The following is a 20,244-nucleotide window of genomic DNA, read 5'->3' as shown; positions in this document are numbered from 1 at the left end:
TCGGAGGCCCTCATGACGGCGAGCCATGCACAGAGAAAGGGATTGAAGCCGCTGGGAGCCGGCATCGGGCTCCGGCGGGACTTCTATGAGCAACTCCCTCGCACCCAGCGAGCACTCGATTGGGTGGAGCTCGTCTCCGAGAACTTCCTCACCCTGGGGGGTCGCGCGCAGAGGGCGCTGGACGCCTGTGCCGAGCGCTGGCCGGTGATTCCCCACGGGGTGGGACTCGACATCGGCGGGCCCGAGCCCCTGAACGAGGACTACCTGACCCGGCTCGCGGCTCTGGTGGAGCGGGTGGACGCGCCCTTCTTCTCCGACCACCTGTGCTACGCGCGGCTGGGCGGGGTGTACCTGCATGACCTGCTACCGCTCCCTTTTTCCGAGGAAGCGGTGGAACACGTGGTGTCTCGGGTCCGCGAGGTGATGGCGAGGGTGGAACGACCCTTCCTGCTGGAGAACATCACCTACTACGCACGCATGCCCGGGAGCACCCTGTCCGAGGCCGCCTTCCTCCGGACGGTGGTCGAGGAGGCCGACTGCGGTCTGCTGCTCGACGTGAACAACGTGTATGTGAACGCATGCAACCACGGCTACGACCCAAGGGCATTTCTGGACGCGCTGCCGCTGGAGCGGGTGGTGCAGGTCCATCTGGCCGGTCACACAGAATTGCCAGACATCCTCATCGACAGCCACGGAGCCACCGTCCGCAACGAGGTGTGGGCGCTCTACCGGTATCTCCTGGAGCGAACCGGTCCGGTGTCGACACTCATCGAATGGGACCAGGAGATTCCCTCGATGGAGGCAGTACTGGACGAGGCGGACCGGGCGCGTGCGGTACTCGGAGAGCTGGGGGAACGGTGATGCCAGGCCTTCAGCATTTCTTCGAGTCCATGAGGACCTACCTGACGGAGCCCGGGGCGGCGGGGTTGGAGCGGCTGTACGCGGCGCACCCCGGATGGGAGGTACCGCGCGCTCGGGTGGCGCTGTATGGGCGCTTCGTCCGCCACCACGTGGTGGACGGAGTGGAGAAGCTCTTCCCATTGGTGCGTCGGTGCGTGGGCGAGGCCGCCTGGGAAGAACTGGTGCGGGGTTACTTCGCCACCGGGCCCGCGCGGCACTACGAGCTCAACCGGCTGGGTGAGCACTTCCCGGACTTCCTCTCGGACAAAGCGCCGGCACGTGGGCTTCCCGCGTGGGTGCCAGAGCTGGCGCGCTTCGAGTGGACGGACTTCGCGGTGTACGCCTCGGAGGAGCGGGTGCCAGCGACGGTGGAGAGGCTCTCGCCCAACCCCACACTCGCGGTGCTGCGGCACTCCTGGCGGCTGTGCCCCTTCGTCCGAGGTAGCGCGGAAGGAGAGCCACGGCCGGGCGAGGAGCTGGCGCTGCTGTGGCGCCACCCGCGAGACCTGGTGACCCTGTACATGGCCGCGGATGACGTGGCGTTGCTGGCGCTGAAGATGGCGGTGGAGGGGCTAACGCCGGCCGAGGTGGCTGTGGCTACGGGAGTGGCGGAATCCGACATCCGCGCCGCGGTGGAACGCGGCCTCGCGGATGGTCTGGTACTCACCCCCTGAAGGGATGACGTCTTCGGACTGCAGCGGGGCCGGAACATGCGAACCGCTCCCCCACGAAACCGGTCGGCCCGGCGCAGCGCGTGCTCGGCGACAGAATCGACGTGCTCCCCACAGGGCTCGCTTCGCTGCAAGACATCCATCATGACGCCAGCGGGGTGAGCCGATTGGGGTGATTCCCGAAGAGGGCCTGTCATGCTTGATTTTCCCCATCGACCCACGAGAGCAATGGGATCCAGTTGCTGGCGTTGCAGCGATAGTTCAGGTCCTTGAAGCCAGGTTGTTCCTTCGTTGTTTCATGCGCTTCCATCAACTGGATCAGCTCTGCTCCCACCCTGTGCCTGGTCATCATGGCGCGAAAATCTGAATCGTCAGCCACCAGGAGCGAGACGTCCGCCTTGCGGACCCGCAGTACCACCATCGGCACATCGCCGAGCTTTTTCTTGTAGTCATCGTAGCAATAGGCTGCATACTCTGGCTTCTGGAAGTAGATGTGGCTCGCCGTGATGGTCTCCTCGATATCGAATCGGCATGCCACGTATTGAATGGCGAGACGAACCAGGAAATGGCTCTTGTCCTTCAGGAGCATGTCCTTTGCCGCCTTCTCAACCTCCGGGTCCCTGCCAAGTCGAAGCCTCCTGGCTCTGTTGACCTGTCCCTCATTGGGCAACAGCAATCGAACATACGAGAGAAATTTCCCCTTCTCGAGGCCATCGAGCTTCGGATTATCGACTTCGTTGCTGCCTTGTGGCTCGAAAACGAAGGGCTGGTACTGACCTTTTTCCTCCCGGATCTGATCCATCGAGACGCCGCGCGAAAGGATGTCGCAGAGATAGGCCTTCAGCTTGTTATTTGTTGATTTTGGCTCTCTTTCCCTTCGATCCTTCGCGAAGGCTCCCTGTGGATGGGCCACTGCACGGCCGCTCCGCATCAACTCCGAGGTCATCCCGTGGTCTTTGATGAGCAGGGCCACTTTCCTGGTGGTGAGGTGATACAGCCAGGCGGAGTCACGCATTGTCGGCTCTCCATGTGCGGATGCATCAGGCGAACAGAGCGGGACAACCGGTGTATGGCCCCCGGAGACCCGTCACTCAGTTCCACGAGGTGGAGAGCCACCGCCCCCCATGTGACACGCCTACCCGATGCGCACCGTGTAGCCACGGGAGTGGCGGAATCCGACATCCGCGCAGCGGTGGAGCACTGCGTGGCGGATGGACTGGTTCTCACTCCTTGAGTGAATAAGCGTTGCCTCCAGGCCCAACTCATTTGAGCAACAATCAATATCCCTCGCACGTCACGAAGACTTTCTCCCTGCGCGCGCCAAAAAACGGTATCGAACAGGCAGCGGGCTGGCCCCTTCTCGGTTAGTTGCTCGACGCCGGCACAGCGGTCATGAGAGACGCCACGGCCCGATTGAGATGGACCCCGGGGCCACACCAGCCCGGCCCAAGGCCGAAGTCGCTCCGAGGCGCAGGAGAGCACGTGGAAATCGCGGTGATGCACGAGGGACAGTCGACACAGGGCCAACCACCTCTGGGGCTCTTCCGGCTGACCTGGCCAATCTTTTTTGAGTTCCTACTGTTCATGCTGATGGGCACGGCGGACACGCTCATGCTCAGCGGCGTCTCGGACGATGCCGTGTCCGCGGTAGGTGTGGTCAATCAATACATCTTCATCTGCATCCTCATCATGGAGGTCATCAGCAACGGGGCCTCCGTCGTCGTCGCGCAGTACATCGGCGCCCGGCGAGCGCAGGAGGCCGCCCGGATCACCGCGCTCTCCATCACGCTGAACTTCCTGCTCGGCATCGTCGTCAGCGCGGGCCTGTTGCTGTTCGGCAACGCGATCCTGAGCCACATGAACCTGCAGGGCCAGGTGCTGGCTCATGCCCAGACGTACATGGGAATCGCGGGTGGATTCCTGTTCATCCAGGCGCTCATCAACGTCTTCTCCAGCATGCTCCGCACGTACGGATTCACCAGGCAATCCATGTACGTGTCGCTGGGCATGAACGTGGTCCACGTGCTCTGCAACTACCTGCTCATCTTCGGCCACTTCGGCTTCCCGAGGATGGAGGTGGCCGGTGCCGCGATCTCCACCGTGATGAGCCGTGCCCTCGCACTCGTCGTCTTCGTCTGGATGCTCTACCTGGTGATGGAAGTCCGGATGGTGCTCCGCGACTACGTGACGTTCTCGAAGGAGTACATCCACAAGATTCTCAAGGTGGGCATTCCTTCCGCCGGCGAGCAGGTCACGTACCACGTCTGCCAGACGGTGTTCCTGTACTACGTGACCTTCGTGGGCACCGCGGCCCTGGCGTCCAGGCAGTACGCCCTGGCCATCTCCCAGTATGTCTTCCTCTTCAGCCTGGCGATCGGGATCGGTACGTCCATCATCGTCGGGCGCCTGGTGGGTGCACGCCGCCCGGGAGACGCGTACCGGCAGGTCCTGCAAAGCCTGAAGTGGAGCGTACTGATCACCCTCGCGGTGGATGTGGTCGCGATCCTCTTCCGCGAGCAGCTCGTCGGGATGTTCACGGACAACGCCGACATCATCCGGCTGACCTCGCAGGTCATCATCCTGAGCCTCGTGCTCGAGACCGGGCGGGCCTTCAACCTCGTGCTGGTGAACGCCCTGCGCGCCGCCGGAGATGCCACGTTCACCGTCTACATGGGCTTCCTGTCCATGGCCTGCCTCAGCCTGTCGCTGGGCTACCTCTTCGTCTTCAAGCTGAACCTGGGACTGCCGGGCGTCTGGCTGGCCATCGCGGCGGATGAATGGACGCGCGGCCTCGTCTTCTGGTACCGGTGGCGGAGCAGGGCCTGGGAGAAGAAATCGCTCGTCACCCCCGTGGAGCAGGAGCAGCCCGCCGCGGTGGCCGTCGGCGCTTGAGGTCCATGGGAGCGTAGGTGAGGCACTTCGTCATGGTCGCGCTGGGAGCCACCCTCTGGGGGTGCTGGTCCCTCTTCCTGCGGCCGGCCGGGCTCACCGGCATCCAGAGCGCCTTCCTCTCGATGGCGCTCCTGTCGCTCCCGGCCCCCTTCGTCCTGCGCCGCGAGGCCTTCCGCGATCGCCGTGCCACGCTCGCGCTCGTCGTCCTCGGGTTCAGTGACGCGGCCAACTGCGCCCTCTTCTTCGGCGGCGTCCAGCGCGGCCCCGTCGCCGTCGCCGTCCTCACCCACTACCTCGCTCCCCTCCTCACGGCCCTGTGCGCCCCCTGGGTCCTCCGCGAGCGCCGCTCCCCTCGCGCCCTCCTGGGTGCGCCCCTCACCCTCGTGGGGCTGGCGCTCCTGCTGGATGTACACCGGGGAGGCCTCGCCGATCCCTGGACCGCCCTGCTCGGCGGCGGCAGCGCCCTCTTCTTCATGGCCAACGTGCTCGCCTCGAAGGAGGCCTCGCGCGCCTACTCGCCCCTGGCCATCTCCGCCCTCCACTCCCCCATCGCCACCCTCGCCCTCCTGCTCGTCTTCGGGCGCGAGGCCCTGCCTCCCGCCCTCGACTCCCGCCTCCTCCTGGCCTCCTGCGGCGTCCTCCTGTGCGGCTTCGTCGCCAGCCTGCTGTTCTATGCCGGACTGCGCCGCATCCCCACCGCCACCGCCAGCGTCCTGACCTACCTGGAACCCCTTACCGCCGCCCTCGTCGGAGTGATCGTCTTCGGCGAGACCCTCGGGCCCCTCGGTGTCCTGGGAGGGTTGGTGGTCCTCGGCTCCGGCGTCTGGGTCGCCAGCGAGCCTCGGGCTCGGGAGGGCGTCCCGGTCCAGGACGCACCGGTCCCCACGGGTACGGGGTGACCCATGGGGACCGGAGGGAAGGGGCTACTTCAGCTCCTTCTCCAGCGCCGCCCGGACTTCCGCGGTGAAGCCCCCCAGTAGCCGGCTCCCCGTGTCGATGAGGGGCCTGCGTACGTGGTTCGGGTTCGCCGCCAGGTGCGTCACCAGCTCTTCCTCCCCGAGCGCCCCCAGCTCCGCCTTCCTCTTGGGCGCTATCAACTGGTGGACGCCTCCCATCTTCGCCGCCAGCGCCCGGACCTCGGCCTCGCTCAGCGGCTTCTTCGTCAGCTCCCGTACTTCCGCCTGCACTTCCTTTTGCGCGAGAAACTCCCGCGCTGACTTACAACCCGTTCAACCGTTCTTGATATAGAGCGTGATGGACATGCCTCCCGTGTAGCAGTCCCACCGCACTCCCTCAAATACCCGCTTGCACTGGGGGCCGGGGGAGTGGTCCTCTTGAGAGATCCCGTCAGAGTCCACGGGAGCAGTCCCCTCATGGAACCCTCCGTCGATAGCCGCGAGTACCGCGTCGTCTTCTTCTGCCCGACCTCGAGCGCCCAGCTCGAGAACATCGAGGCACCCGTGCGCCGCGTCCTCACGCGCATCTCCGCTCCTCCCGCCGAGCTCGCCCCGCTCGAGGCCGCTGGCACGCTCGGCGAGGCCGGCTGGCGCGTCTACCTGGTGCGCTCCATGACCGAGCGCTCCGCCGCGCACGCCCTGGCCGCCCATGTCACCGAGGCCGCCTCCGCCATCGCCGCCGAGCTGGACACCGAGGTGCTCGGTCTCTACGTGGACGTGGGCAGCGACTCGGCCCGGGTCTGTCGCTGCCTGCCCGACGAGAGCCCCGAGACGTTCGCCGGCCGCCGCCGCAACGTGCTCGACCGCACCGCCGAGTGGCTGGACATCAACCCGGCCAACCTGTCGGCCCTCTTCCAGCTCGGCATGGAGACGGACGAGGAGATGGACGCCGAGGACCGCTTCGTCGAGTCCAAGCTGCGCGAGGCGCGCGAGCTCATGCAGCGTTACCGTCAGGGCAAATGAGGTCTCGCACCCCGGCGGATTTCGCCGGACGCTGTCCTACCTGCTACCTGCCCACCGCCCTGTGCCTGTGCGCCGACGTCCCTCGGATTGAGACGCGCACCGACTTCCTCGTCATCCGGCACAACAAGGAAGCCAACAAGTCCACCAACACGGCGCGGTTGGCGGGGCTCGCCCTGACGCGCTGCCGCATCGTCACCTACGGGGCGCCGGGCCAGCCGTTCGACCTGTCGGTGCTCGCCGCGCCGGGCACCTGGCTGCTCTTCCCGGATGCCCAGCCGCCTCCGCCCGGCACACCTCCGCCCGAGCGGCTCGTGGTGCTGGACGGTAACTGGACACAGGCCCGGCGCATGTACCAGCGGCTCCACGAGCTGCGCCGCCTTCCGGGGCTCGCCCTGCCCCCGCCGCCCCCGGAGGCCCGGCGCCTGCGCCGCTCGCCCCACCCCTATGGCATGTCCACCGTGGAGGCCATCGCCGGGGCGATCACCGTCCTCGAGGGCGAGGAGGTGGCCCGCCCGCTCCACGAGCTCCACGAGTTGATGATCGACCGGGTGTTGACCGCCCGGGGCCGGCTCGAGGACGACGACTGATCCGAGCCCGCAAAAAACCGCGGCCCGCTCCTCGATGCCTGGGCATCAAGAAGCGGGCCACGTAGAATCCCGCGTGCCCCCCCGGACCTCGCGGGAACGGGAGGCGCCTCCCCCCTTTGCACTGCAAGGCGCCTCCTCGGAGTTTGTCGGATCCGCAGTGCAAGCCCCCTCGCCTCGCGGAACCCGTCCCCCGTGTTCTGAAAGCACCTTCTCATGAGCCCGCCTCCAGCGCTGTGAGCCCGCTCACTCCGTTGATGTGAACTGGTTCACACCCCCTCCACCCCCTGCCCTCCATGCGAGCAGGCAGGGGTGCCCGAGCGGGCCTTCGCACCCGGTGCCCTACTCCCCTCTTCGGTGGATCGCGGCTGGTGCGATACCGTTGGGGCCCCAGACGCTCTTCTTCCCCCAGGAAGGCACATGTTGCGCACCCTCCTCACGAGTCTCACCCTGGTCCTCGGTCTCGTCGCCTCGACCGCGTCCGCGGTGGAGCCCACCAACGCCCCCCTCCCCTCGCGCGAGGAGCGTCTGGACCGCCTGGCCCGCCTGTGGGGCCAGGTGAGATACCGCCACCCGTATCTGGCCTACAAGGACATCGACTGGGACGCCGCGCTCGTGGCCGCCATCCCCCGGGTGGAGGAGGCCAGGGACAAGGTGGCCTACGCCGCGGCCGTGCAGGACATGCTGGACGTGCTGAGGGATCCGGCCACGCGCATCCTCCGCCCCGACGAGCAGCAGGAGAGCGCGCAGAAGACGCCAGCGGCCCCGGCGCGCGAGCTGCGCAGCTGGGAGGCCAAGGACGTGCTCGTGCTGGATCTGCGCGCCGTCAAGACTCCGGCGAACCTGTCCACCCTGCGCAACAGGCCCGAGGAGCTGAGGCCGGACATCTCCAAGGCCAAGGCAGTCATCGTCGACCTGCGCGCCCGCGGGATGGAGGAGCACACCGCCTGGGCCATGCACGATGCGTTCGGCAACATCCTCCCGTTCCTGTTGAGCCAGGAGCTCCAGGTGCCGGGAGAGCGCAGTGTGTACCACTCGGGCTACCGCCCGCAGAGCCGCCCCACGGCGAGCGGCTACTCCACCTCGTTGCTCACCACGGCGGGTGAGCTGATCTCCCCCAAGGGGGACGGCAAGGCGCGCCCGGTCATCTTCCTGCTGGATGACGCGTCGTATGCGGATCCCCGCATCCTCACGATGAAGGCCCTGGGCGTGGCGCAGATCATCACCGAGGGGCGCCTGGACGACGGCGCCGCGGTGCAGCAGACGCAGGTGGAGCTCGGCGCCGGGCTGAAGGTGGCGGTGCGGCTGAGCGAGCTCGGCATCCCCATGCGCGCGGACGCCGTGCTGCCCAAGCGCGCGCGCTCGGAGGGCAAGGACGAGACGCTCCAGAAGGCGCTCGAGCTGGCGCGCAAGCCGGCGAAGAAGGCGAAGACACGCGAGTTCGATCTGCCCCCGGCCCGGTGGCAGGCGGACCGGAAGTACGAGGACATGCTCTACCCGAAGCGCGAGTACCGTCTGCTGGCGCTCTTCCGGCTCTGGAACGTCATCCAGCTCTTCTACCCCTACAAGCACCTGCTGGACCGGGACTGGGACGGCGCGCTGCTCACGTTCCTGCCGAAGTTCGACAAGGCGAAGGACGCGGCGGAGTACGCGCTCGCGGTGGCGGAGATGAGCGCGCTCATCCAGGACGGGCACACGACCCTGCGCGGTCACCCCGAGTTGGAGAAGCGGGGCCTGTCCGGGATGAACGCGCCCTTCGAGCTGATGGAGATCGAGGGCAAGCCGGTGGTGGTGAACATCTGGGACGAGGCGGCCGCCCCGGGTCTCGCGCGCGGCCAGGTGATCGAGACGCTCGACGGAAAGCCCCTCTCGGAGCGGATCGAGACGCTGCGGCCCTATGTCACGGCCTCGCACCCCGTGCACCTGAGGCACAAGCTGCTGGCCAGGGCGCTGGCGGGGCCCGAGGGCTCCCAGGCGACGGTGGGCGTGCGTGATGCCACGGGGCAGCTCAAGCAGGTGCGCTTCACCCGGAGCATGAAGTCGTTCCAGAAGCCCCCCCAGGGCGAGGCCTGGCGAATGCTCGGGGACAACATCGGTTACGTGGACCTGACCCGCCTGCAGGTGTCCGAGGTGGAGGCGATGTTCGGGAAGCTGAAGAACACGCGGGCGCTCGTGTTCGACATGCGCGGCTACCCGAACGGGACGGCCTGGGCCATCGCGCCGTATCTCAACACGCGCAAGGCGCGCTACGCGGCGGTGTTCGAGCGCAACGTCATCTCGGCCGTCTCCAAGGAGGAGGCGAATGGCCGGTTCAAGTTCTTCCAGGAGCTGCCGAAGGCCAACGTGACCCTGTACCGCGGCCGGACGGTGATGCTCATCGACGAGCGGGCCATCAGCCAGTCCGAGCACTCGGGCCTGTTCTTCGAGGTCGCGAACGGCACCACCTTCATCGGCAGCCCGAGCGCGGGTGCCAACGGCGACATCACGGACCTGGTGCTGCCCGGCGGCATCTCGCTCATCTTCACCGGCCACGACGTGCGGCACGTGGATGGACGCCAGTTGCAGCGGATGGGCCTGAGGCCCCAGGTCTTCGTGAGGCCGACACTCGCGGGTATCCAGGCCGGAAGGGACGAGGTGCTGGACAAGGCGCTCGAGTTCCTGAAGGCCAGCGGCAGCCCCGCGGTGGCCGGCGACTCCGTCCGGTAGCACGCCGTACCCCTTCCCCAGGAGAACGAGCCATGCCGACCCTCATCGCCGCCCCCACGCGCATCACCGCCGCGGGCAACAAGCCCAAGCTCATCGACGAGTACGTGGGGCGGGTGAACACGAAGCAGGGCGATCTCAGCGTCGCCCACATGCGCAGCCCCGGAGGGTGGGTGGAGCCCGGCCAGACGCCCGAGTTCCGGGAGATGACCGTGGTGCTCAAGGGCCTGTTGCGTGTGGAGCACAAGGGCGGGCACCTGGACGTGCGCGCGGGGCAGGCCGTGGTGACCGAGCCCGGCGAGTGGGTGCGCTACAGCACCCCCGAGGCCGAGGGCGCCGAGTACATCGCCATCTGCCTCCCCGCCTTCTCGCCCGACACCGTCCACCGCGACGCGTAGCCGCCGCGACGGGCGCTCGCGCTAGTTGACCTTCTTCATCTCCACGACGAAGGAGCGCGGCTCGAGGAAGCCCGTCACCCGGGGGGCCGGGAGGAGCTCCCCGGTGGAGGAGATGAACGCCACCGTGGGCAGGCCCTCCACCCCGAAGCGCTCCATCAGCGCGTCCAGGGCGTCATCGCCGTTCGTGGCGTCGACCTTCACGTTGACGAAGCGGCCCGACTCCTCGATGACCTCGAGGGCCGGGTACGTCTCACGGTCCAGCTCCTTGCAGGCCGCGCACCACTCCGCGAAGAAGTCGATCATCACCGGCCGGCCCTCGCTCCTCGCGCGGGCCAGCACCTGCTCGAAGGACTCGGACGAGAAGCCGCTGCCCTTGGCCGGCATCACCGCGTGCCACTCGAAGGAGGGCGCCTTCGGCTGCTCCATCAGGCCGAGCGACACCCACAGGGAGCCCACGCTCTTCGTGTCCATGGCGCCCCCCCGCACCACCAGCGCCACCACCACCAACGCCACGCCGAAGCCCTTGAGCGTGAAGTCGCGCGCGCCCTCCTTGAAGGACAGGTGGATGGCGCCCAGCAGCACGCCCAGCATGGCCAGCACCGCGGCGATGGCCGCGCCGGGTGCGCGACCGAGCTGATCGGCCAGGCCCTTCACCACCCCGCCCACCGCCGGGAAACCGTCCTTCAGGTACGAGATGGCGAGCGCCACCAGCACGATGCCCAGCACGCTCTTCACCCACTCCATCCACACGCCGCCCCGGGGCAGCCGCACGGTGAAGACGCCGATGAGGAAGAAGGGCACGCCAATGCCGAGCGCGTAGATGAAGAGCAGCGCCGCGCCGAGCACGGTGCTCTGCGACTTCGCCACGAAGGCCAGCAGGCCCGTCAGGACCGGCCCGGTGCACGGGGCCGCGAGGAAGCCGGACACGCTGCCCATGAGGAAGGCCCCCGTGAGGCCCGAGCCCCCCACCGAGTTGAGCCGCTGCTGCAGCTCCTGGGGCAGCGCCAGCTCGAAGGCGCCGAACATGGACGTGGCCAACGCCAGGAGGAACACCGCCAGCCCCGTCACCACCACGGGACTCCCGAGCATCGAGCCGAAGGCCTGCCCCGTCTTCGCCGCCAGCACGCCCAGCGCGCTGAACACCCCCCCCATGCCGACGATGTACGCGCTGGTCAGCACGAGCGCCTTGCCCCGGCCCTCGGCCTTGCGCGCCCCGAAGACGGACACGGTGATGGGGATGAGCGGGTAGACGCACGGCGTCATCGCGGTGAGCAGCCCCCCGGCGAACACCACGGCCGCGCCGAGCGCGAAGCTGCCGGCCTCGAGGAAACGCGCCGCGTCCAGGCTCGAGCTCGGGCCCGTCGGGAGGAGAAAGGGAATGACCGCCACGGCCAGCCCGAATACCGCCGCGATGACTCCGACCTTCTTCTTCGCTTCCATGTGGCTCCTCTTTGCCCTACCGGGCCCCCGCGAGGCGAGCAGGTAACGGAATCCGGCCCGCCATGCCAGCCCCCTTCCGCCCATTCTACCGGCGAACGAACAGCCGCTCCCGACTCCCTCTTCCTATACCGGAGGTGAAGCGGGCTGGGGCGAGGGCTCCGTCCGGCGCAGGGGGAACAGGAGCAACACGAAGGCCACCGAGAGCACCATGCCGAACAGGAACACGTCCGCGTAGCTCCAGCCCGCCCCGGTGGCGAGCAGGCCAGCCAGGGGCCCCCCAGGCGATTTGCCCAGCACCTCCACGCTCGCCAGCAACGTGTAGTGCGTGGCCCCGATGCGCCGGTCCACCCGCGACATCATGAACGCGAACAGGACCGTGGTGAGCACCCCTCCGAAGAAGTGCTCCGCCACCGTGACGGCGATGACGCCCGACGCCGTGGGACCATGGAGCGCCAGCCACCACTCCCCTCCGAGCGGGAACACGCGCAGGCACGAGGCGAGGGCCAACGCCCCCAGCAGCGGCATCCGGCTGGCGAGCAGTCCGCCCGCGGCCGAGCCGAGCAGCGACGCCACGGTGCCCCACGTCCCCACCCACTGGCCGATCTGCGCGGCCGTGAAGCCCATGTCGACGAGGAAGGGCTTGAAGAGCACGTCCACCATCGTCTCGCCCAGCTTGTAGGTGCCGATGAAGAGCAGCATCCAGCCCGTGCCGGGCTGGTGCCACAGGGAGAGCAACCGCTCCTTCACCTCGTCCCAGGAGAGCCGCGCCCCCTCACCGCCCGGGCCTTCCGCCACGTGCCGGGGCTCGCGCGCCAGGGCCGCCACCCCGAGCACCAACAACGACAACCCCGCCATTGTCAGGAAGAGGCCGCGCCAACCGATGGCGTCGCTCATCCACACGAGCAACCCGCCCCCGGTGAGCATCCCCACCTTGTAGCCCACCACCTGGGCCGAGTTGCCCCAGCCCAGCTCGCGCGGCTCCAGCAGGTCCACCGCGAAGCCGTCCACCGCGATGTCCTGCGTGGCCGCGAAGAGGTTCATCACGAAGACGAGCCCCAGCAGCACGGGCAACGCGCCCTGCACCGGTACGAAGGCCGCCGCCGCGCAGGCCGCCGCCATGCCCGCCTGCATGGGCAATATCCACGACTTGCGCCGGCCGATGCGCTCCGAGCCGTAGCGGTCCACCAGGGGCGCCCACAGCGCCTTGCCCATCCACGGAGCCGCCAACAACCCGATGCTGCTGATGACCATCAACGACACGCCCTGCGTGCGCAGGTACACGGGCAGCGCGGTGGTCTGGAAGCCGTAGGGCAGTCCCTGCACGAAGTACAGCGCGCTGAGCAGCCCCAGCTTCCGGTACGAGGTCGTCTTCACACCCGGGACCCTAGCTCACGTCGTCGTGGGGCGGCGGCGGAACAGCGCGATGGGACTCTCGGTCATCACCACCTCGCCCTGCTGGTTGCGGACCTCCATGCGAATCTTGATGGAGCCGCGATCCGGCTTGCTGCGCGAGGGCGTGGACTCGAGCACCTCGATGCGCGCGGAGAGCGTGTCCCCGGGCCGCACCGGACGCAGCCAGCGCAGCTCGTCCAGGCCCGGCGAGCCCATGCTCGAGGAGTCCTCCAACACGCCGCGAACGAGCAGCCGGTGGCAGATGGCCGCGGTCTGCCAGCCACTGGCGATGATGCTCCCGTAGATGGATTGACGACCGGCTTCCTCATCGATGTGAAAGGGCTGCGGATCGTACTGCCGGGCGAACGCGAGGATCTCCTCGCGCGTCACCACATACGAGCCGAGCTCGTGTACCTGTCCCACCTGAAAGTCCTCGAAGTAGCGCATGTGTTCCCCTATAGGAGCCCGCGCCGATGCTTTCAAAGCTTCGGAAGCCGCGGCAAGTTTCGATGCGGCGGCAGCTCATCCGTTCTCCTCGCGACACAGGTCCCCTCGAACCATCGCCCGATGGGGCCCCCCAGGCGAAACCCCCTCGCCATGGGAATACACTGTTCCCAGGCACTCTCTCGAACACACGGCATGAGCATCTCGGGCTCCATCACCATCGACGACACGCAGTGGCCACTGCTGGTGGTGAGGTTCGTGGGGCAGCCCTCCCTCCAGCAGCAGGAGGCCTACTTCGTCCAGATGCTCGACCACCTGAAGCGGGAAGAGAAGCTCGTGGTCATCGTCGACACGCAGCAGGTGATCATGATGACGACCGAGAATCGCCAGCGGCTGGCGGAGTTCGTCAGGGAGCACGACGCGCTGCTTCGCACACGCCTCCTGGGCTGCGCCACCATCATCACCTCGCCCGTGATGCAGCTGGCGGCGAGCCTCATGCTCTACCTCAAGCCCCCTCCCTTCCCGTACCTCACGGCCAGTTCCCTGCCCGAGGCCGTGAAGTGGACGGCGAAGTGCCTGGACGACGCGGGACTCCAACCCGCCGCCCAGCGCATCCTGCGGCACCACGGTCTGCACGAGGGGCAGCGCGCCGGCTGACGCCGATGCCCACCGCCAGCGCTCAGCGCGCTCCGAACGTCTTCACCATCTTGTTGTAGACGCCCATGATGAGCAGCGGCCCCACCCACATGCCCACGAAGCGGCTGGCCCGGTCCCGTTGAGCCAACTCCGCGCCCAGTGAGAAGGCCATCGCGCACAGACTGGCGAAGAGGAAGACGTCCGAGGGAATCTTCGCCGTCTGCTGCTCCAGCAACCGGGTGAACGAGCCCTCGTCATGCTCGGCGCGCATCACCGCTGCGGCCCGATAGTCCCTCAATGACTTCTCGCTCGCCGGATTGATGTCCTGCTGCATGACGCCCTCCCCATGCGCCCACCATTGCGCCCCACACATATTGAGGACTCCTGGATGAGGAGGCGAGATGGCGGGAGCAGGCATGGAAGCAGGCGATGGGTTGCAGGATGGGTTGTTGTCCGCGGTGGACGGCGCCGGGCCCCTGCTGCAGCGAGACTACTGGGCCCTCATCGACCACTGCCGCTGCTCTCCCTCGGAGCTGATGGAGCTGGTGTCCGCCCGCTTCGCGGAGTTCGCCCCCGAGGAGCTGGTCGTCTTCACGCCCGAGAACGAGCGGAACCGGCTACTCGAAACGGGTGACGAGCTGCGGGTGCGCATCCGCGGGGCGGGGACGTTCCACGTGCGCATCATCCACCGGGATCGCCAGAGCCTCACCCTGGCCACCCTGCCCGGACACCCCGAGGCGGGACGCATCACCTTCGGGGCCTACCGCAACGAGCGGGGCGACGTCATCTTCCACATCCGCAGCCGGGCGCGCTCGGGCTCGCGAGTGAAGTACCTGGGGTTCCGAACGGGCGGCGAGGCCATGCAGACCAACACCTGGGCCGACTTCGTGAACACCGTGGCCCTCACCGTGGGCGAGGGCGTCATCGGCTTCATCCACGCGGAGACCACCGTGATGAAGAAGGAGCACGAGAGCGCGGATGACGTCCGGGGCCCCACCTTCCTCGCTCGGGGAGACGAGACATGACGGACGTGGAGTGGCGCTGGATGAGAGGCTGGTCGAAGAACGAGGTGTCGGCGCTGCTCGAGCGGGCCGCGACCCTCCCCCTCAACTTCGAGGAGACCGAGGAGCAGATGACGCTCGACAGGGGCTGGAGCCAGGTGGAGTCGCAGGCCGTCATCGCCCGCGATCGCCCGGGCCCGCCGTCCGGGGATGACGCGTTCGACAGGCTGAAGCACGCCGTCATCCACTACGGTTTCTCCGACCCGCGCATCGTGCATGCCCACTTCGATGCCTCCACGCCGTTGGAGGGACGCCCGGTGTTGCTCGAGCTGAAGAGCGTGGGCCCGCATTACCTCTGTCCGGTGCGCATCGGCGCCGTCCGCGATGAGGACACGGAGGGGCGCACCGTGTTCGGCTTCCGCCTCGACACCCTGTGGGGGCACATCGAGGCCGGGCGGGAGTGGTTCCTCCTCAGCAAGGACCACGGCAGCGGAGAGCTGCGCTTCCACATCAAGGCCGCCTGGCGCGAGGGACACTTCCCCAACTGGTGGAGCTACGTGGGCTTCGAGTTGATGGGGCGACGCTACCAGCGCGCCTGGCACCACCTGTCCCACGCGCGTCTGCGGGGGTTGATGCGCACCGGCCACCTGGAGCGGCATCCCGAGGCCGAGGAGTTGTCGCACGTGGAGGTGGGGTTGAAGTCGGTGCGGTTCTATTCGCAGAAGGCCCTGGGCCGCCGCCTCAGCGGCACCGAGCGGGAGGTGGAGCGCGTGAGACGAGACAAACTGTTGACGACCGTGGGCTTCGGGGTGCTGGCCGGAATGCGAACCTTCAGCGCCCCTGCACTCCTCAGCCACCAGCTCTCACGTGAGCCCGTCGAGGCGCCCAAAGGACGAGCACACGCACTCGCGTCGCGGCGGACCTCGCGCGTGCTGGCCGTGCTGGCGGCCGGAGAGCTGGTCGGGGACAAGCTGCCGTGGACCCCCGCACGTATCTCGCCGCCATCCCTGGTGGCACGGGCCCTCTCCGGTGCGCTGGCCGGCGCCGCCGTGGCCGCGCCACACCAACGATTGTCCGCCGGCCGGGCCCTGCTCGGTGCCGCGGCGGCCGTGGCCTCGAGCTTCGCCTTCTACAAGCTGCGACAACTGGCGACGCGCCGCCTGGGCCTGCCCAACGTGGTGGCGGGGCTGATGGAGGACGCCCTGGTCGTGACACTCGGGGGCAGGCTGCTCGCCGCCATGCGCTAGAACGAGGAAGTCACCCCCGATAGGAGGACTCCATGGCTGGTACCCCCAAGCATTTCGCTCCGCCCGGCCCGCTCGGCTTCGGAGGCGCTCCCCTGGGCAACATGTTCAACCGCGTCGACGAGGAAACCGCCGAGGGCGCACTGGTCGCGGCCTGGGACTCCGGCATCCGGTACTTCGACACCGCGCCGATGTACGGGTGCGGCCTGTCCGAGCACCGCTTCGGCCGCGTGCTGCGCCGCTACAATCGCGACGAGTACGTCCTCTCCACCAAGGTCGGCCGCTTGCTGATCCCCGATCCGAAGGCGCCCGACACGCTGGGCCCCTTCATCGGCGTCCTGCCCTTCCAGGTGCGCTACGACTACTCCGCCGACGGCACACGCCGCTCCATCGAGGACAGCCTGCAGCGACTCGGTGTGGGGCGCATCGACATCGCCTACATCCACGACGTGGCCGAGGATCATCACGGGCCGGGCTGGACCGAGGTCTTCTCCACCGCCATGAAGGGCGCGGCGCGCGAGCTGAGCCGCCTGCGAGACCAGGGCGTCATCCGCGCCTGGGGCCTGGGCGTGAACCGGGTGGAGGCCTGCCAGCGAGCGCTGGAGGAGTCGGACCCGGACGTATTCCTGCTCGCCGGGCGATACAGCCTGTTGGATCTCGCGGCCCTGGACACGCTGTTCCCCGCTTGTGCCGCGCGCGGCGTGAAGGTCGTCGTGGGAGGCCCCTACAACTCCGGCCTGCTCGCGGGAGGCTCCATGTTCGAGTACGCGGAGGCGCCTCGCGAGCAGGTGGCCGCGCGGGACCGCATCGCCGCGATGTGCCGTCAGCACGGCGTAGACATCAAGGCGGCGGCCCTGCAGTTCTGCGCGGCCCATCCCGTCGTGGCCTCGGTCATCCCCGGGGCCAAGAGCGGGGAGCGGGTGCGCCAGAACGTGGAGCTGATGCGTCAGCCCATCCCCGCCTCGTTCTGGAAGGCGCTGAAGCAGGAGGGCATCCTGCCAGCACACGCGCCCACTCCGGGGACTTGAAGAGGACTTCGGGTGGCCCCCCAAGGTGTTGGTATAGAAAGCACCCCCATGAGCACGTCCAACACGCCCGTCCTGCCCCCCGCGAAGCTTCCTGGCCCCAACGAGCCCTGCTGGTGCGGGAGCGGAACCAAGTACAAGAAGTGCCACCGGGGCGAGGACAGCCAGGCACGTGCACCGGTGCCCGCTTCCCGGCGTGTGAAGCCGGGCGTGGTGAGCCCTCGCCGTCCGGTGCCTCCCCACATCCCTCGGCCCGACTACGCGGAGACGGGTCGTCCCGGCCCCGGGGTGAAGGGAGATCCGGCGACCCGGCTGGAGCGGATGCGGAGGGCCTGCCGCGCCGCCGCCGAGGTCCTCCAGGTAACGGGTGCCGCCTTGCGGCCGGGTGTCACGACGGACGCGATCGACGCCATCGCGCACGAGGAGTACATCCGCCGCGGTGGCTACCCCAGCACGCTGAACTACCACGGGTTCCCCAAGTCGCTCTGCACCTCGGTCAACGAGGTCATCCTCCACGGCATCCCGGACAGCCGGCCCCTGGAGGACGGAGACATCGTCAACCTCGACATCACCATCTACCTCGATGGGATGCACGGCGACTGCTCGGCGACCTTCCCCGTGGGGAAGATCGACGCGGCCTCCGAGCAGCTGCTCCGGGTGACCCGCGAGTGCATGATGTTGGGCATCGAGGCGGTACGCCCGGGCCTGCCCATCAACGTCATCGGCCGGGCCATCGAGGCGCACGCCAGCCGCTATGGCTACGGCGTGGTGCGCGCCTACTGCGGACACGGCATCGGCGAGGTGTTCCACCTCGAGCCGCAGGTCTGCCACTACTTCGATCCCCGCGCGACGGACATCATCGAGGAGGGCATGTTCTTCACCGTCGAGCCCATGCTCACGATGGGCTCCATCCAGCACCAGGACTGGGATGACGACTGGACGGTGGTCACCGCGGACGGCAGGCGCTCGGCGCAGTTCGAGCACACCATCCACGTGACGCGCGATGGCGCGGAGATCCTCACCCGTTTGGAGGGGTAGACACCGGCGGGGTTGGCACCCGCAGGCCCGCCGACTTCGCCAGCCCCATGACGCCTTCCACCGCCGCCGCGATGTAGCCGAACGGGTTGGCTCCATCCACCGCCGTCACGTGCACCTCGCCCATCTTCTGCTGGAACGCGGCGGCCACCTGCGGCAGCTGCTGCGCCACCACCAGCTGGATGGACTCCGGTGAGAGCGTGTTCTCGATCTCCCGCAGCGCGCGCACCCGCGCCAGCTCCGGGTCCTGCGTGATGCGGGCCTTGCGCGCCTCCATCTCCGCCATCGCCAGCTCCGCCTCGGCGATGGCACACCGCGCCTCCGCAACCTTCGCCTGCGCCCTCGCCCGCTCCGCCTCCTGCAGCAGCACCTCCATCATCGCCGCGTGCCGGGACGCCTGCGCCTGCTGCTCCTGGTGCAGCTTCTCCAGCTCCGCCTCCGCGCGCACCGCCGCCATCCGCCGCTCGTGTGCCAGGCGCGCCGCCTCCGCCTCCTGCTCCAGCTTCAGCTTCTCCAGCTCCGCCTGCGCCTTCGCCGCCGCCAGCGCCCGCTCCTGCGCCAGCTTCGCCTCCGCCAGCCTCCGCTCGGCCTCGAGCTGCGCCAGCTTCTGCGTCTCCTCCGCCCTCGCCTTCTGCTCCCTCACCTCCAGCTCGGCATTCAGCCTCGCCAGCGCCGTCTCGCGCTCCAGCCCCACCTGCGCCTGCCGGGTGCTCCGCTCCTTGGCGACCCGCGCCTCCTCCACGCGCGACTCGACCGCCAGCGCCTCCAGCTTCGCCTGCTCCTCCGCCTCCTGCCGCTTGTGACGGACCTCCTCCTCCGTCGCCAGCCGCGTCAGGGAGATCTGCCGCTCCGCCTCCGCCTCCTCCCGCCGGATGAAGCGCTCCTTCGCCAGCTCCGCCTCGCGCGCCACCCGCTCCTGCTCCTGCCGGAAGCGCGCCTGCATGTTCGCGAACACCGTCTCCGACAGCACCCGCACGTCCTGGATTTCGATCGTGTCCAGGACCACGCCCCACCCCGTGTCGCTCCGGTCCTCCAGCCGCCCCTTGCCCGACACCACCGGGGCGATCTCCCGCATCAACTCCGTGGCGATGCCCTCCTTGCGCTTGGAGAGGCACTCCTCCACCGACAGGTTCGCCACCAGCCGCCGCACCGCGCCCACGAACATCTCCCGCAGCAGCTCCTGCAGCTTCTGCTGCGCCCGCTCCGGGAAGGAGAAGTTCAGCATCCGGAAGGCCACCAGCGGATCCACGATGCGGTACACCGCCAGGCCCGTCACCTGGACGCCCACCTTCTCGCTCGTCACCTGGTCCGCGGTGAACTGCAACCGCTGCACGCTCGTGGGGACGATCGCCACCGCGTCGCCCGGCAGCTTGAAGCACGAGGCCCCCTGCCCGCTCACCTCGCGAACCCGGCCCCGTCGCATGTGGATGAGGAACTCGCTCGGCCTCGCGGTGACGAGGCCCCACTTCTTCATCTTCTCCGGATCCTCCTCCGGCTTGCCCGCGCGCCACCCGCCCTGGTACCGGCGCGGCTCGTCCCCGCCCCCCTGTGCGGACGCCAGCTCCAGGGCCCCCACGGCGTTCAGCTTCACGGCCCGCTTCTCGTTCGTGCTCATCGGCGCAACCTCCGGAAGTCTCGGACTCCCGGAATTGCAGCCCGTCGGCCAACGCCCCCCTGCCCTGAAATCGCGCACTTGGCCGCCAGGGGTGCTCCACCCTGGCGCACGTGCACCGAATTGGACCGCGCCGCTCCGGTCCACCCGTGATAGAGGACTGAATCGGTCCGATTCGCGGTTGATAGAGGCTGGAACGCCCTCTCCTTATGTCAGCTTGACCGAGGGGGGCTCGATTTTATAATTGACCGGTCCAGTCCACATTAGGTGTGTCCATGTAGGACCTCCTAGGGCCTCGCGGGGTTACCGGCACCTGCGGCGAGGGGACGGACAGTCGTCCGGAAGGTT

20 protein-coding genes are annotated in these 20,244 nt (G+C 68.3%); 13 read left to right on the top strand and 7 right to left on the bottom strand.

Going from position 1 to position 20,244, the window contains the following annotated elements:
* Nucleotides 1–12 precede the first annotated feature (12 nt).
* Nucleotides 13–861: an MNIO family bufferin maturase gene (bufB, locus tag JQX13_RS33350; protein ID WP_203403509.1), complete on the top strand. Its 849-nt coding sequence runs from the start codon at nucleotides 13–15 to the stop codon at nucleotides 859–861.
* The gene (locus tag JQX13_RS33345) at nucleotides 861–1,574 is read left to right on the top strand and encodes a DNA-binding domain-containing protein (RefSeq protein WP_203403508.1); all 714 of its coding nucleotides are present in this window, start codon (nucleotides 861–863) and stop codon (nucleotides 1,572–1,574) included. Before bufB ends, JQX13_RS33345 begins: the two co-directional genes overlap by 1 nt.
* A gap of 190 nt (nucleotides 1,575–1,764) precedes the next feature.
* On the opposite strand, the gene JQX13_RS33340 is transcribed toward JQX13_RS33345, so the two are convergent.
* The gene (locus JQX13_RS33340; protein ID WP_203403507.1) at nucleotides 1,765–2,586 is read right to left on the bottom strand and encodes a hypothetical protein; all 822 of its coding nucleotides are present in this window, start codon (nucleotides 2,584–2,586) and stop codon (nucleotides 1,765–1,767) included.
* 482 nt (nucleotides 2,587–3,068) lie between these two features.
* Between JQX13_RS33340 and JQX13_RS33335 the strand changes: the two genes are divergently transcribed.
* Nucleotides 3,069–4,463, top strand: a complete 1,395-nt coding sequence (locus tag JQX13_RS33335; RefSeq protein ID WP_203412327.1) for an MATE family efflux transporter — start codon at nucleotides 3,069–3,071, stop codon at nucleotides 4,461–4,463.
* Between the two features lie 17 nt (nucleotides 4,464–4,480).
* Nucleotides 4,481–5,362, top strand: a complete 882-nt coding sequence (locus JQX13_RS33330) for an EamA family transporter (RefSeq protein WP_203403506.1) — start codon at nucleotides 4,481–4,483, stop codon at nucleotides 5,360–5,362.
* A gap of 24 nt (nucleotides 5,363–5,386) precedes the next feature.
* Here JQX13_RS33330 and JQX13_RS33325 read toward each other — a convergent pair whose 3' ends face one another.
* Nucleotides 5,387–5,650 (bottom strand): hypothetical protein, encoded by a 264-nt coding sequence (locus JQX13_RS33325; RefSeq protein ID WP_203403505.1) that lies wholly within the window; start codon nucleotides 5,648–5,650, stop codon nucleotides 5,387–5,389.
* A 186-nt stretch (nucleotides 5,651–5,836) separates the two neighbouring features.
* On the opposite strand from JQX13_RS33325, the gene JQX13_RS33320 reads away from it, so the two are divergent.
* The 4 genes from JQX13_RS33320 to JQX13_RS33305 all read left to right on the top strand — a co-directional run bounded on the left by JQX13_RS33320 (nucleotide 5,837) and on the right by JQX13_RS33305 (nucleotide 10,067).
* Entirely contained in the window at nucleotides 5,837–6,382 is a 546-nt protein-coding gene (locus JQX13_RS33320; protein WP_203403504.1) for a hypothetical protein, read from the top strand.
* Complete coding sequence (locus JQX13_RS33315) at nucleotides 6,379–6,969, top strand: tRNA-uridine aminocarboxypropyltransferase (protein ID WP_203403503.1); 591 nt, start codon at nucleotides 6,379–6,381, stop codon at nucleotides 6,967–6,969. Before JQX13_RS33320 ends, JQX13_RS33315 begins: the two co-directional genes overlap by 4 nt.
* A gap of 417 nt (nucleotides 6,970–7,386) precedes the next feature.
* Nucleotides 7,387–9,672, top strand: a complete 2,286-nt coding sequence (locus JQX13_RS33310) for a S41 family peptidase (RefSeq protein ID WP_203403502.1) — start codon at nucleotides 7,387–7,389, stop codon at nucleotides 9,670–9,672.
* Between the two features lie 32 nt (nucleotides 9,673–9,704).
* Nucleotides 9,705–10,067 carry a cupin domain-containing protein gene (locus tag JQX13_RS33305; RefSeq protein WP_203403501.1) on the top strand — a complete coding sequence of 121 codons (363 nt, stop codon included), beginning with the start codon at nucleotides 9,705–9,707 and terminating at the stop codon, nucleotides 10,065–10,067.
* A gap of 21 nt (nucleotides 10,068–10,088) precedes the next feature.
* On the opposite strand, the gene JQX13_RS33300 is transcribed toward JQX13_RS33305, so the two are convergent.
* The 3 genes from JQX13_RS33300 to JQX13_RS33290 form a co-directional block, all read right to left on the bottom strand.
* Nucleotides 10,089–11,507, bottom strand: a complete 1,419-nt coding sequence (locus tag JQX13_RS33300) for a protein-disulfide reductase DsbD family protein (protein WP_203403500.1) — start codon at nucleotides 11,505–11,507, stop codon at nucleotides 10,089–10,091.
* Nucleotides 11,508–11,630: 123 nt separating this feature from the next.
* Nucleotides 11,631–12,881, bottom strand: coding sequence for an MFS transporter (locus tag JQX13_RS33295; protein WP_239014005.1), 1,251 nt, complete (start codon nucleotides 12,879–12,881; stop codon nucleotides 11,631–11,633).
* A gap of 15 nt (nucleotides 12,882–12,896) precedes the next feature.
* Nucleotides 12,897–13,346 (bottom strand): MaoC family dehydratase, encoded by a 450-nt coding sequence (locus JQX13_RS33290; protein ID WP_203403499.1) that lies wholly within the window; start codon nucleotides 13,344–13,346, stop codon nucleotides 12,897–12,899.
* A gap of 192 nt (nucleotides 13,347–13,538) precedes the next feature.
* Here JQX13_RS33290 and JQX13_RS33285 point away from each other — a divergent pair, with 192 nt between their 5' ends.
* Nucleotides 13,539–14,000: a hypothetical protein gene (locus tag JQX13_RS33285; protein ID WP_203403498.1), complete on the top strand. Its 462-nt coding sequence runs from the start codon at nucleotides 13,539–13,541 to the stop codon at nucleotides 13,998–14,000.
* Between the two features lie 22 nt (nucleotides 14,001–14,022).
* Here the strand turns inward: JQX13_RS33285 and JQX13_RS33280 are convergent, their stop codons facing one another.
* Nucleotides 14,023–14,313, bottom strand: a complete 291-nt coding sequence (locus tag JQX13_RS33280) for a hypothetical protein (protein WP_203403497.1) — start codon at nucleotides 14,311–14,313, stop codon at nucleotides 14,023–14,025.
* Between the two features lie 82 nt (nucleotides 14,314–14,395).
* Here JQX13_RS33280 and JQX13_RS33275 point away from each other — a divergent pair, with 82 nt between their 5' ends.
* Genes JQX13_RS33275 through map form a run of 4 tightly spaced genes read left to right on the top strand, consistent with a single transcriptional unit; the run spans nucleotide 14,396 to nucleotide 18,287 of the window.
* Nucleotides 14,396–15,004: a DUF1990 family protein gene (locus tag JQX13_RS33275; protein ID WP_203403496.1), complete on the top strand. Its 609-nt coding sequence runs from the start codon at nucleotides 14,396–14,398 to the stop codon at nucleotides 15,002–15,004.
* Nucleotides 15,001–16,227, top strand: a complete 1,227-nt coding sequence (locus JQX13_RS33270) for a DUF1990 family protein (RefSeq protein WP_203403495.1) — start codon at nucleotides 15,001–15,003, stop codon at nucleotides 16,225–16,227. Before JQX13_RS33275 ends, JQX13_RS33270 begins: the two co-directional genes overlap by 4 nt.
* A gap of 32 nt (nucleotides 16,228–16,259) precedes the next feature.
* On the top strand, nucleotides 16,260–17,252 hold the full coding sequence (locus JQX13_RS33265) for an aldo/keto reductase (protein WP_203403494.1): 993 nt from the start codon (nucleotides 16,260–16,262) through the stop codon (nucleotides 17,250–17,252).
* Between the two features lie 48 nt (nucleotides 17,253–17,300).
* A complete protein-coding gene (map, locus tag JQX13_RS33260; protein WP_203403493.1) occupies nucleotides 17,301–18,287 on the top strand; it encodes a type I methionyl aminopeptidase in 987 nt (328 codons plus the stop codon).
* Here the strand turns inward: map and JQX13_RS33255 are convergent.
* Nucleotides 18,268–19,899, bottom strand: coding sequence for an SPFH domain-containing protein (locus tag JQX13_RS33255; RefSeq protein ID WP_203403492.1), 1,632 nt, complete (start codon nucleotides 19,897–19,899; stop codon nucleotides 18,268–18,270). The genes map and JQX13_RS33255 overlap by 20 nt on opposite strands.
* Nucleotides 19,900–20,244 lie beyond the last annotated feature (345 nt).

It is taken from the genome of Archangium violaceum, from assembly GCF_016859125.1.
Classification (GTDB): Bacteria; Myxococcota; Myxococcia; order Myxococcales; family Myxococcaceae; genus Archangium; species Archangium violaceum_A.
The sequence above is the reverse complement of the archived record's forward strand: the minus strand, read 5'-3'. Positions and strand labels throughout refer to the sequence as shown.